Source organism: Aeromonas molluscorum 848 (assembly GCF_000388115.1).
Lineage (GTDB): Bacteria > Pseudomonadota > Gammaproteobacteria > Enterobacterales > Aeromonadaceae > Aeromonas > Aeromonas molluscorum.
This window is the reverse complement of sequence record NZ_AQGQ01000125.1, coordinates 1-11,826: the sequence shown is the minus strand read 5'-3', so window position 1 is coordinate 11,826 and position 11,826 is coordinate 1. Positions and strand designations below refer to the sequence as shown.

Genomic DNA, 11,826 nt, shown 5'->3' with positions numbered 1-11,826 from the left:
GGGCGAGCGCAAGATGATGGCAGACATGATGGCCAAGCAGGGCGTTGGCATTCAGGGTCTGGACGCCGGCGGTGTGCGGGTGCGCCATTGCCTCAGTGCGCAGATGGTGGCGCAGGATCGGCTGCCCTTCGAGAAGGGAGAGGGTTGCCAGCGCCAGCTCAGCAAGCGCAGCGAGACCCAGATGCAGTTCACGCTCAGTTGCAGCGACCCCCAGGCCCAGGGGGAAGGGGAGGTAACATTTGTCAGCCCGACCGCCTATCACAGTCGCTTTACCCTCGACCTCATGCACGAGGGCAAGCAGGAGCGACTTACCGGCACCAGTCAGAGCACGTGGCTGAGCGCTGAGTGCGGCGATATCAAGGCGGTGGAATAAGAGGCTGGCGCAGCACTGGGCGCCTGGTTCCCAATCACCGGCACAAACCAACGAGGAAACATGGTCAGACAGACGATGCTGGACAACGCCATGGGCGATCTGTTCGAGCAAGAGGCGCAGCCTCGCTGGCTGGCCCCCGGCGCCCTTCATCTGCCCGGAGGGATCGAGCGCCTGGGGCCTGGAACACGCTGGCTGTTGGCCTGGATTGCGACGACGAGTGCCCAGGCGCCCTTTCGCCATCTGCAGACTCCGGGCGGGCAGCGCATGTCGGTGGCCATGACCAATGCGGGCCCTTGTGGCTGGGTGTCTGACCGGCGCGGTTATCGTTATAGCCCCCTTGATCCTCTCAGCCAGCGGCCCTGGCCCCCCTTGCCGAGGGAGTTGCTCATCCTGGCCAGACACGCCGCCGAGGCGGCAGGTTTCGCTGATTTTGAGCCCGATGCCTGCCTCATCAATCGTTATGTCCCTGGGGCGCGCATGTCCCTGCATCAGGACAGGGATGAGGCCGATGTTGCCCATCCTATCGTATCTCTCTCCTTGGGATTGGCCGCCGAGTTTCTGCTGGGGGGGCTGACGCGAGGGAGTACGGTGCAGCGGCAGATGTTGCGAAGCGGCGATCTGCTGGTGTTGGGCGGTGAGGCGCGATTGCGCTTTCACGGGGTGGCCCCCGTCAAGGCCGGGCCCGAAGCGGTGCGTTTCAACCTCACCCTGAGGCTGGCGAAGTGAACATGGGCTGCGCCGAGACCGGAGAAGCCAATGCGGTGGCGGTGAGGCTGTAGCGCACAACAAAAAACCCTCCAGCTGGAGGGTTTTTTTTTCAGATAACGGCTGTCATCAGAACAGGGTGGTGGAGAGGTCGTAGAGCTCCTGATTGAAGGGGCGCTTCAGATTCTCGATGCAGTCGATGATGTCATGGTGCACCATTTCGTTGCCCTGGATACCGACGCAGCGGCCACCTTGACCTGCCAGCAACTGCTCAACGGCGAAGGCACCCATGCGGCTGGACATGATGCGATCACGGGCCGTCGGCGAACCGCCGCGCTGGATGTGGCCGAGGATGGTGGCGCGCGTCTCGCGGCCCGTCATGGTTTCAATATCCTTGGCCAGGGCATTGACGTCGGTGACGTGCTCACAGATGGTGATGATGGCGTGCTTCTTGCCCTTGGCTTCGCCTTCCCGGATCTGGGTCAGCAGCTTGTCTTTATCGAAGGCTACTTCCGGCACTATTACGTACTCGGCACCACCGGCAACGGCGGCTGACATGGCCAGATCGCCACAGTGGCGGCCCATGATCTCGACCACCGAGATGCGATGGTGGGAGCTGCAGGTATCGCGCAGGCGATCAATGGCATCCACCACCACGTTCAGGGCGGTATCAAAGCCGATGGTAAAATCGGTGCCGGCGATATCGTTGTCGATGGTACCCGGCAAGCCGATGCAGGGGAAACCCTCTTCGGTCAGCTTCTTGGCACCCATGTAGGAGCCATCACCGCCGATCACCACCAGGGCATCGATGCCATGGGATTTGAGGTTCTCGATCGCCTCGGCACGCACCTTGGCATCTCTGAACGCCGGGAAACGGGCGGATCCCAGGAAGGTGCCGCCGCGGTTTACCACGTCGGAGACGCTGTGACGCTCGAGTTTGACGATACGATTTTGGTGCAGACCGAGGTAGCCATCATAGATGCCATAGACTTCCAGGCCATGGTGCAGACCGGCGCGCACCACGGCGCGAATGGCTGCGTTCATACCGGGTGCATCGCCACCACTGGTCAAAACACCAATACGTTTGATTTGCTTGGTCATGAGTGCCTCTGGATCTCAAGTTATCGAATGGATAAGCCTGTTTTACTATATCGGCTTTCGTATCGGCTTGTTGTTCGCCATACGAAAACCGGCAAAGGAGGGGGCCTGGGACCCCCTCAGGGCTCTATTTACTTGGCTGCGCCAGCGATGATCTGGGAGAAGTCGTCCACTTTCAGGGACGCGCCACCCACCAGGCCACCGTCGATGTCCGGCTGACCGAACAGATCGCTTGCGGTCGCGCCAGTGACAGAACCACCGTACAGGATCTGAACCTTGGCAGCCACTGCGCCGTCAAAACCGGCCAGGTACTGACGGATGTGGGCGTGGACGGCTTGGGCTATCTCAGGGGTGGCAGTCTTGCCGGTGCCGATGGCCCATACCGGCTCATAAGCGACCACGGCGTTCTCGAAGGAGGCGATGCCACAACGGTCGATGACCGCTTTGAGCTGGGTCTCAACCACGTTTTTGGTCACGCCGGCTTCGAACTGCTCCAGGGTCTCACCGATGCAGAGCACGGGGATCAGGCCCGCTTTCTGAATGACTTCGTACTTGGCAGCCACCAGGTCGTCGGTCTCTGCGTGCAGGGTACGGCGCTCGCTGTGGCCGACCAGGGAGTAGGTGCAACCAAAGGCTTTGAGCATGGAAGGAGCGTTCTCGCCGGTGAAGGCGCCGGATTCGTGCAGATCGGCGTTCTGGGCACCGTAAGCAATGTTGCTGCCAGCGGTCAGCTGCTCAACGTGACCCAAAAAGATAACCGGTGGGCAGACGGCGACTTGAACGGAAGGGTGCGCGGCGGCAGCCGGGATCAGACCCTTGATCAGCGCTTCGACGGAAGCTTTGGTGCCGTTCAGTTTCCAGTTACCCATTACCAGGTGCTGTCTCATCTTTTATTACTCCTAGGCGTTTGATTGCGCGTCATTATATGAATTGAACCGAGCCCAAGATAGCTGACCCGGCGGCAAATGACGTAATTTTTTTCCCTTTCCTGATCCAAATCAGGAAAGGCCCTCTCGACTGTTCACTCGTTGACCTGACCACGCAGCCGGGCCCAGAGCTGGCCTATCCACTCGTGAATGGCCGCTTCCGAGTACATCAGGTAACGCCCCTTGGGCAGGTAGCTATAGAGCGGTTGAGGCTGCTGGCTCTGCTTGGCGGTGTAGTCCGTGGGGGCAGGTATCGCATCCAGACCCTGCTGGCGATAGAGCGCCAGGGCCCGCGGCAAATGCGTGGCCGAACTCACCAGCGCCACCCGTTTTTGCCTGAGATAACCGGCGATGCTGACCGCCTCGTCATGGGTGTCTTTGTTGTTTTCAAACAACGTCATGCGGGAGCGGTCTATCCCCAGACTCGCCGCCATGCGGGCGTTGACCTCGGCGTTGGAGAGAGGATCGCCGCTCACATAACCCGAAAAGATCAACTGTGCCTGCGGATAGGCCTTGGCGAGGCGTACCCCTTCCAGCGTTCTCGCGAGGGCTATATTGTTCTGCCAGCTAAATGGCGGCACGGCCGGATCGCTGACATGGCCGTTGCCGAGCACGACGATGGCGTCGATAGCGGGGTGCAGGCTCACCTCGAACGGTGGGAAGCGTTGCTCCAGCGGGCGGGCCAGCTCATAGCTGATGGGTCTTAGCCCCATCAGGGTGATGATGACCAACGAGCAGGTCGCCAGCAGCTTGCCTGTTTTCTGAAAGCGGGTGAACCAGAGCAGCAAGAGCGCCAGCAGCAATAAGGAGAGGGAGAAGGGGAGCGGCATCAGCAGTTGCCCTAGCCACTTTTTGAGTTCAAACACTGATTTCTCCAGCATTTACTTATATAACAGTGAGTTATGATAGTGTTGAGTGTGTATTTGGCAAGTTTCCGGATGTCAGCGTGAACATCATTCCCCATTCGCACTGTCTCCACGGGATTGCTATCTGAGCCCCAGATACGCTAAACGACCCTCGGCATCATACAGTCAACCTGTCCAGGGTAGGAGATTGCCCACCCGGAGTTTGCAGCTGCGCTCAGCATTCGAGATCCAAGGCAAGCCGCGGGCCGTACTCCGCGATGGCTAACAGGCAACAGGGCCCCAAGCCAACACCATGAAACCCTGAATGAGTATGTTGCTGCAAGCACGCGCCCGAATGATGGCGAACGGGATAAAAACCTGGAGCAGGCCAAAGGGTTTCGGGGCAGAGCGGTTATTCGAGCCACTTTCGAAGCTCCAGCGACGCTAGGTCAATGAATGCTCGCAATCTGGGAGGCATAAAACGTTGCCGTGGGTAGACGATGTGGATGGGATCGATCTTCCCATGCCATGCGGGAAGTACGCGCACCAATCTTCCCTCCTCGCAGGCTTGCCGGCACAGATACATTGGCAACAGCGCGACGCCATCGCCTGCCAATACCATGGTCATAATCAGCCCTACGTCATTCACCAGCACCTGGCGAGCCAGGGAAACAGTGATGCTGTTAACGGCGTCATGAAGCTCCCAAGCCTCCTTGCCCAGCGGGGTGAACTGCAGGCAGCTATGGTGTCGCAGAGCCTGGGGCGAATCGAGCACTGCGGCTTCGGCGAGGTAACCAGGACTGGCAAATAGTGCCCAGCGTGCAATGCCTGCGCTCTTGGCGACCAGCGTCGAGTCTTTGAGAGGCCCGGTGCGAATGGCGACATCTACTCCTTCAGCTACCAAATCCACATAGCGGTTCATCAAAACCAGTTCAACATCGACCTTGGGCCACTGACTGCGCATCTGTCCCAGAATAGAAGAGAGGATCTGATCGCCAACATCAACGGGGGCGGTAATACGCAGCAAACCACAAGGCTCTCCAACGGCCTCGGCCATCGCAGCCTCGGCGTCAAACATATGAACCAACCCAGCCGATGCATGCTCGTAATAAACCTGCCCAGCCTCCGTCAGATGCAGTCGGCGTGTGGTGCGCTGTAGCAGCGTGACCCCCAAGCGCTTTTCGAGCATAGCCACCCGATTGCTAACCGTTGAGGTCGGCAAGCCGAGGAAACGGGCCGCCGCACTAACGCTGCCGGCCTGGACAACCTTGACGAAGACCGCCACTTGATTGAAATCCATTTTCCAACCCAATAGAAAGTGTTTTGCGATTTAACCATCTACCGCTGGAAATAACTACTTTCTACACTGTCTCCATCGACTCAATGGAGCAACAGAGATGAAAGAACTGGCATTTATCAAGCGCAGCAACGAGAGGCATTGGGTTGGCGATGGCTTTCCGGTCAGGAGCATCTTTTCCTACAACGATATTGCCGAGGAGATGTCACCCTTCCTGTTGATGGACCATGCGGGCCCGGCCAATTTCCCGGCCACCTCCCATAAGCTCGGCGTCGGTCAGCATCCTCATCGTGGATTCGAGACGGTGACCATCGTCTATGAAGGGGGCGTTTCGCACAAGGACTCCTCAGGCGGTGGTGGCACCATAGGTCCCGGTGACGTGCAATGGATGACGGCCGCCTCGGGCTTGATCCACGAGGAGTACCATAGCCCGGCGTTCGCCAAGCAAGGTGGCGCCTTTGAGATGGTCCAGCTTTGGGTCAACTTGCCTGCCAGAGACAAGATGACGGCCCCTGGCTACCAAGGTATTACCGCAGGAGAGATCCCCCAGGTGGCATTGCCGGAGGGGGCAGGCGAGGTGCGCGTTATCGCGGGAAACTACGATGACACCCATGGCCCGGCGCGCACTTTCACGCCGATGAACGTCTGGGACATGCATCTGAACGCACATCACCAAGTCTCCCTCGATCTGCCAGAAGGGCATACCACCGCACTGTTTGTGATCAAAGGCGCCATTCGCCTTGGCAACCACCATTCGGTCCGCACGGCTGAACTGGCGGTCATGGAACGACGCGGTAGCCAACTGGTGATTGATGTCGAGGCAGACACCACTCTGCTGTTGCTCAATGGCGCCCCTCTGAACGAGCCCATCGTCGGGCACGGCCCCTTCGTGATGAACACTCACGAAGAGATCATCCAGGCCATTAATGACTACAACAGTGGCCGCTTCGGGCAGATCGGACGTTGAACCTCGCAAGCCATACCAAGGATGACATCATGAGCAATCCAGCCAATTTTGGCAGCGCCAGACCGGTTCTCAACCCAGATGATGTTGCGATGCTGCTGATCGATCATCAGCGCGGCTTGTTCCAGACGGTTGGCGACATGCCGCTGCCGAAATTGCGTCTGCGTGCGGCCGCCCTCGCCAAGATGGCTCAGGCAGTCACCCTGGCCCGGGTAGTTCAGGCAGGCGTGGTCCCCATGGATACCGCCGCAGTGGCTGCCGAGCTGCAAGCTACCTGGAACCGTGACGATGCGATGGCGTGGGCGGCTATCTACACCAGCATTTTCCCGGCGTATCAGTTGCTGATCGAAAGTTGCGGCAGGGCACAAGAGGTCGTGACACATCACGAAGTGCTGGATTCCCGGCGCTAATATCCCCAACAAACAAGGAGCGTCGTCATGGCTAAACCATACGTCAAACTCGGCAGAAACAACGCGGCCGTACTGCTGGTCGATCATCAAGCCGGGCTGTCTTCGCTGGTGCGCGACATCGAACCGGACAAGTTTCGCAACAACGTACTGGCACTGGCCGCGATGGCCAAGTACTTCGAGTTGCCGACCATACTGACCACCAGTTTCGAGAATGGGCCCAACGGTCCATTGATGACCGAGCTCAAAGAGAGCTTCCCGGATGCTCCGTACATTGCCCGCCCCGGGCAGATCAACGCTTGGGATAACGAGGAGTTCGTCAAGGCGGTCAAGGCCACGGGCAAAAAACAGCTGATTATCGCCGGCATCGTTACCGAAGTGTGTGTCGCATTCCCGACGTTGTCGGCACTCGAGGAAGGGGACGAGGTCTTCGTTATCACCGATGCCTCTGGGACCTTCAATGAAGTCACCCGCCACTCAGCCTGGGACTGCATGTCAAGCGCCGGCGCGCAACTGATGACCTGGTTTGGGGCCGCCTGCGAACTGCACCGTGACTGGCGAAATGATGTCGAGGGACTGGGGACCCTGTTCGCCAACCATATCCCCGACTATCGCAATTTGATCAACGGCTACACCACTGTCCAAAACAGCAAGTAAGGCAAGGAAGACCCCGGGCAAGCGGGGTCTTCTGTCATGACGTCATCCAACATCACCCACTTTTGACTCCTCCCCGCATCCTCCTTAGCATGGCTTGCTAGAGGGGGTAACATTGGCCTCCCGGGAGAGGCTTTGGGTGTCCAGTCTCTTCTTTTCGGGATAAAGAGCAAATCTGAGCTGCCACACTGCATGGCAGTCAGAACCACTGTGCCACTGCCGTCGTCCTTGAGTTTTCAGAAAATCCGGGATGTGACAGAATACCCCTCTTTTTTTCGTATGGCCCACCCCCCTGTGTGGCCCATGCCTGTATCGACAAGGCTGAGTTTGTCTTGAAGCAAGATCAGAGTTTTGACGGCCGCGCCGACAAGTTTGCCCGCAACATTTACGACTCCACCAAAGGCCGCATTCGCACCAAAGTGGTGTGGAGCGATATCGAAGCCTGCCTGGCGCGGCTTGGCAATCGCCCCCTGCGCATTCTGGATGCCGGCGGCGGCTTCGGTTATTTTGCCCAGAAGCTGGCGGCCATGGGCCATCAGGTGGAGCTGTGCGATCTCTCTGCCGACATGCTGGCGCTGGCCCGGGTGCAGATCGCCGAACGGGGTCTGGAAGACAGGATCCGTCTCATCCATTGCCCCATTCAGGATCTCAAGGCCCATGTGACCGGCACCTTCGATCTGGTGCTCTGCCACGCTGTGCTAGAGTGGCTGGCCGAGCCGCGTCGGACCCTGCTAGGTCTGTTTCCTTTCGTCCATGCAGGGGGCATACTGTCACTGCTTTTTTATAACCGCCATGGCCTGCTGTTCCAGAGTCTGGTAGTGGGTAATTTCGACTATGTGCGCCAGGGTCTGAACAAGAAGCGCCAGACCGCGTTGACTCCCACTAATCCGCAGTTGCCGGAACAGGTATACGACTGGATCGGGCGAGGGGGGCTCAAGATAATCGGCAAGACCGGGGTGCGGGTCATTCATGACTACATGCGTCACAAGCAGGATCAAGTCGAGAAGTTCGAGGACCTGCTGGCCATGGAGCAGCACTATTGCCGCCAGGAGCCCTTTGTCGCGCTGGGTCGTTACATCCATGTGATGGCGCAAAAGCCTGCCAGTGGCAAGTCTTGATGACGGAGCTCGAGGAGCGGATGGTCACCACAGCCTTTGGCGCCGCTGGCCGTCAGCTGCTCGGCGCCATGATGAACACGCCAGCCAGCTGATGTCAGTTTCTTATGCTAGCGGGATCTAGTCGTCCGGGGCCATCCACCGCGCCCCGTGACCTATACCACAGCGAGGGGAGGCGATATGCACAAGGTGCAAGTCGGCCCCTCGGATATAACAACGAGATGATAACGTCATGATGAGTACATCCCGTACCCTGCCGGAAACGGTGGCATGGGTCAGGCAGGAGGGATTGGCCTTGAGCCTGCCTACCGACCGGCTGGCCTTTCTGATTGCAATCAAGACACTGTCCGAAGATGAATCGGACTTGTCGGAAGCGGCGCTGCACGATGCTTTTGGCTATGTCAGCAACGCCTTTGGCCAGATGGACGAGACCCTCACAGGTCGTGCTAACAACGCCATCAACGATCTCATTCGCCAGCAACTGCTGTCGCGCTTCAACACCGACATGGTGGCAGGGGAGAGTCTCTATCGCCTGTCGCGGCTGGGGATGGGGATCGTCGACTTCTTTATGGATCAGCGTCAGGTTGACTCCATCAAGCTCTCCATCCTGCTCGAACATCTGGCGGCCGAGCTCGACACCGCCCGCAAGGCGGCGCTCGAGACCAACACCCGCGAGCAGTGGGATGCCGAAGTGCTGCCACGGCTCACCTTCTCGCTGGAAGAGACGCTGGGTCGTATCGACTTGACCCAGCGCGCCATGGATGAGCAGCAAAATCAGGTCAAGAGCGAGATAGCGGCCCTGCTGACCCAGAACTGGGTCGATGCCATTCACAGCTGTGAAAAGCTGCTGCACGAGACAGGCCAGACCCTGCGCGAGCTGCAAGATACTCTGGACGCTGCCGGTCACCGCCTGCAGGCGGGGCTGCTCAATATTCAGGAAGCAGCGCAAGGGCGAGACGATCTGTTCCACGTCGAGGAGCTGACCCATGCCCTGCAGGGGCGCCTCGACGTCATCACCAGCTGGGGCCAGCAGTGCATCGAACTCTGGTCGCGCTATGACAGGCATGTCCACAAATTCATCCGCAACGCCATCGACATGGACAAGAACCGCGCCTTCAGCCAGCGGCTGCGCGAATCCATCCGCAATTTCGAGCAGCACAACTGGCAGCTGCGCATCGCCGAGGAGCCCCGTCTGCTGGAGCTGCGGGATGAAACCATTGCCATCCACGACGAGGAGGTGACCGGTGAGGTTCCCCTTGAGATGGAGTACATGGAGATGGTGGACATCAACCAGGCGTTGGCGGAGCGTATCGAGCGCTATCTTTCCCGCTACCCCGAACAGGGTCATCAGCTGGACTTGGCCGATGTACTGCGGGAATACCTGCTCGACTTCCCCGCCCATGCCCACTTCGATGTGGCTCGTCTTCTGATCGACCAGGCCGTGCGCCTGGGCCATGCCAGCGGTGAGCACATGCTGCACCGTCAACCCGCATGGAAACCCATTAACCAAGCTGGATCCAAGGTTCAGGCCTATGTCATTGATCAATTCTGAGTTTCCCCTGCCACTGCGGCTCGCAGAGGCCATCGCCAACCCCTTGTTTCCGCGCATCGATACCGCCTTGCGCTCGGGGCGCCACATCAGCGCCGACGATTTCGAGCAGCACTCCATGCTGATGGAGTTTCACGGTGAGCTGGAGATCTTCTATAGCCGCTATCAAGTGGAGCTCATCAAGGCGCCAGAAGGTTTCTTCTACCTGCGCCCGCGCCCCAGCGCCGACATCGGCACCACAGTGCTCTCCGAGCTCGACATGCTGGTGGGCAAGGTGCTCTGCTACTTGTTCCTGAGCCCTGACAGACTCGCCTCGGAAGGGGTGTTCACCATGGGTGAACTGCAGGAGGAGGTGCTGAGTCTGGCGGACGAGAAGCAGCTGCTGCGGATGGTCAACAGCCGCTCCGGCGGCACCGATCTGGACAAGAAAAAGCTGCTGGAAAAAATTCGCACCGCCATGCGTCGCCTCAAGCGCCTTGGCATGGTGACCTCGTTGGGGAACAGTGACAAATTCCGGGTCAACGAGACCGTGTTTCGTTTCGCCGCCGATGTGCGCTCCGATGAAGATCCACGGGTGGTGCAACTGCGCATGATCCAGGAGGGGGAGGCCATCTTCCACGATGACGAGATGCCAAGCAGCGACTCGCTCTTTGACGATATCGAAGGGGATCTCGATGAAGAGCAGCTTGAGCTGGAGGTTGAAGATGACCTGCAACCCTAAATTCCGGGCTCCGGCGGAGCCTTTCGGTGTGATGGAGCCTATTGGTTTGATGGAGAGTGTGGCGTGAGAGGCAAATTCAAATCCCTGACCATGGTCAACTGGAACGGCTTCTTTGCCCGTACCTTCGATCTCGACCAGCTGGTCACCACCCTGTCCGGCGGCAACGGCGCAGGCAAGTCCACTACCATGGCGGCCTTTATCGCGGCACTGATCCCGGATCAATCCCTGCTCCATTTCCGCAATACCACGGAGGCGGGTTCATCGAGTGCATCCCGCGACAAGGGGCTCTACGGCAAGCTGCAACGGGGTCACTGTTATTCGCTACTTGAGGTGATGAACAGCCGCGAGCAGCGGATCTGGGTCGGAGTGCACCTGGAGCAGGTCGCCAACCGCGACAACAAGGTCAACATCACCCCCTTCGCCCTGGTGGATGTGCCGGAGCCGTTGCAACCCACAGACCTGCTGCTGGAAAAGCTCGATGACGGCAAGGGGCGGGTGCGCGCCTTCGCCGATCTGAAAGGGGCGGCCGCCGAGCTTGGGGCCATCAAGGTCGCCAAGTTCAATACGGTGACCGACTATCACAATTTCATGTTCGAGTTCGGCATCACGCCGAAAAAACTGCGTGATCAAAAAGATCGCGGCAAGTTCTATCGGTTGATCGAAGCCTCCCTCTACGGCGGTATCTCCTCTTCCATCAGCCGATCCTTGCGGGAATACCTGCTGCCGGAGAACTCCGGGGTGCGCAAGGCGTTTCAGGACATGGAGGCGGCCATCTATGAGAACCGCCGCACCCTGGAAGCGATCAAAGAGACTCAAGGTCAGCGGGATCTGTTCAAGAACCTGATCACCGAGACCACCCACTATGTGGCGGCGGATTATGTGCGCAACGCCGCCGAGAAGAACCGCCTCTCCGAACTGGCCCTCAAGGCGCGCCAGGAGCTGGCCGGCAAGCGTCGGCTCTTGGCCGAGGAGAAGCAGCGCGCCATCTATCTGGCCGACGAGGCGGAGCAGCTTGCCAACCGCGAGAAATTGCTGACCGACGAGCTGGAGTCCGCCGCCGAGCACCTGGCCAAGGTGATGGCGCGGTCAACTTGCAAAAGAGATCGCCATGTATCGCGCCGATCTGGCGGAGCTGGTCGACAAGCTCGAGCAGCAGCAGGCGGTCGCGGAAA

The 11,826-nt window shown here is 59.1% G+C and carries 12 protein-coding genes and 1 pseudogene; 9 read left to right on the top strand and 4 right to left on the bottom strand.

Annotated features, from left to right (window positions below):
• A partial coding sequence (locus G113_RS14950) for a DUF3617 domain-containing protein (protein ID WP_005905904.1) occupies positions 1-373 on the top strand: 373 nt, incomplete at its 5' end.
• Between the two features lie 60 nt (positions 374-433).
• Positions 434-1,099, top strand: coding sequence for a DNA oxidative demethylase AlkB (gene alkB / locus G113_RS14945; protein ID WP_236611785.1), 666 nt, complete (start codon positions 434-436; stop codon positions 1,097-1,099).
• Positions 1,100-1,207: 108 nt separating this feature from the next.
• On the opposite strand, the gene pfkA is transcribed toward alkB, so the two are convergent.
• The 4 genes from pfkA to G113_RS14925 form a co-directional block, all read right to left on the bottom strand.
• Complete coding sequence (gene pfkA / locus G113_RS14940; RefSeq protein WP_005905900.1) at positions 1,208-2,179, bottom strand: 6-phosphofructokinase; 972 nt, start codon at positions 2,177-2,179, stop codon at positions 1,208-1,210.
• A gap of 128 nt (positions 2,180-2,307) precedes the next feature.
• Complete coding sequence (gene tpiA / locus G113_RS14935; RefSeq protein ID WP_005905898.1) at positions 2,308-3,063, bottom strand: triose-phosphate isomerase; 756 nt, start codon at positions 3,061-3,063, stop codon at positions 2,308-2,310.
• Between the two features lie 134 nt (positions 3,064-3,197).
• Positions 3,198-3,968 (bottom strand): envelope biogenesis factor ElyC, encoded by a 771-nt coding sequence (gene elyC / locus G113_RS14930; protein ID WP_005905896.1) that lies wholly within the window; start codon positions 3,966-3,968, stop codon positions 3,198-3,200.
• A gap of 391 nt (positions 3,969-4,359) precedes the next feature.
• Positions 4,360-5,247: a LysR family transcriptional regulator gene (locus tag G113_RS14925; protein WP_040319271.1), complete on the bottom strand. Its 888-nt coding sequence runs from the start codon at positions 5,245-5,247 to the stop codon at positions 4,360-4,362.
• Positions 5,248-5,344: 97 nt separating this feature from the next.
• Here G113_RS14925 and G113_RS14920 point away from each other — a divergent pair, with 97 nt between their 5' ends.
• The 7 genes and pseudogenes from G113_RS14920 to G113_RS14890 all read left to right on the top strand — a co-directional run.
• Positions 5,345-6,211: a pirin family protein gene (locus tag G113_RS14920; protein ID WP_005905892.1), complete on the top strand. Its 867-nt coding sequence runs from the start codon at positions 5,345-5,347 to the stop codon at positions 6,209-6,211.
• A gap of 29 nt (positions 6,212-6,240) precedes the next feature.
• Positions 6,241-6,618 (top strand): hypothetical protein, encoded by a 378-nt coding sequence (locus G113_RS14915; protein ID WP_005905889.1) that lies wholly within the window; start codon positions 6,241-6,243, stop codon positions 6,616-6,618.
• 27 nt (positions 6,619-6,645) lie between these two features.
• Complete coding sequence (ycaC, locus tag G113_RS14910; RefSeq protein WP_005905887.1) at positions 6,646-7,272, top strand: isochorismate family cysteine hydrolase YcaC; 627 nt, start codon at positions 6,646-6,648, stop codon at positions 7,270-7,272.
• A gap of 329 nt (positions 7,273-7,601) precedes the next feature.
• Positions 7,602-8,387 carry a tRNA uridine 5-oxyacetic acid(34) methyltransferase CmoM gene (gene cmoM / locus G113_RS14905; protein WP_040319273.1) on the top strand — a complete coding sequence of 262 codons (786 nt, stop codon included), beginning with the start codon at positions 7,602-7,604 and terminating at the stop codon, positions 8,385-8,387.
• Positions 8,388-8,616: 229 nt separating this feature from the next.
• Positions 8,617-9,936, top strand: a complete 1,320-nt coding sequence (gene mukF / locus G113_RS14900; RefSeq protein WP_005905883.1) for a chromosome partition protein MukF — start codon at positions 8,617-8,619, stop codon at positions 9,934-9,936.
• Positions 9,917-10,654 (top strand): chromosome partition protein MukE, encoded by a 738-nt coding sequence (mukE, locus tag G113_RS14895; protein WP_005905881.1) that lies wholly within the window; start codon positions 9,917-9,919, stop codon positions 10,652-10,654. The genes mukF and mukE overlap by 20 nt, the downstream gene beginning before the upstream one ends.
• A gap of 63 nt (positions 10,655-10,717) precedes the next feature.
• Positions 10,718-11,826 (top strand): annotated as a pseudogene (locus G113_RS14890) (ATP-binding protein); the annotation flags it as partial.

Coding starts and splice junctions, on each gene's coding strand:
- alkB (WP_236611785.1), top strand. CDS start 434: ATGGTCAGACAGACGATGCTGGACAACGCCATGGGCGATCTGTTCGAG.
- pfkA (WP_005905900.1), bottom strand. CDS start 2,179: ATGACCAAGCAAATCAAACGTATTGGTGTTTTGACCAGTGGTGGCGAT.
- tpiA (WP_005905898.1), bottom strand. CDS start 3,063: ATGAGACAGCACCTGGTAATGGGTAACTGGAAACTGAACGGCACCAAA.
- G113_RS14925 (WP_040319271.1), bottom strand. CDS start 5,247: ATGGATTTCAATCAAGTGGCGGTCTTCGTCAAGGTTGTCCAGGCCGGC.
- G113_RS14920 (WP_005905892.1), top strand. CDS start 5,345: ATGAAAGAACTGGCATTTATCAAGCGCAGCAACGAGAGGCATTGGGTT.
- G113_RS14915 (WP_005905889.1), top strand. CDS start 6,241: ATGAGCAATCCAGCCAATTTTGGCAGCGCCAGACCGGTTCTCAACCCA.
- ycaC (WP_005905887.1), top strand. CDS start 6,646: ATGGCTAAACCATACGTCAAACTCGGCAGAAACAACGCGGCCGTACTG.
- mukF (WP_005905883.1), top strand. CDS start 8,617: ATGATGAGTACATCCCGTACCCTGCCGGAAACGGTGGCATGGGTCAGG.
- mukE (WP_005905881.1), top strand. CDS start 9,917: ATGTCATTGATCAATTCTGAGTTTCCCCTGCCACTGCGGCTCGCAGAG.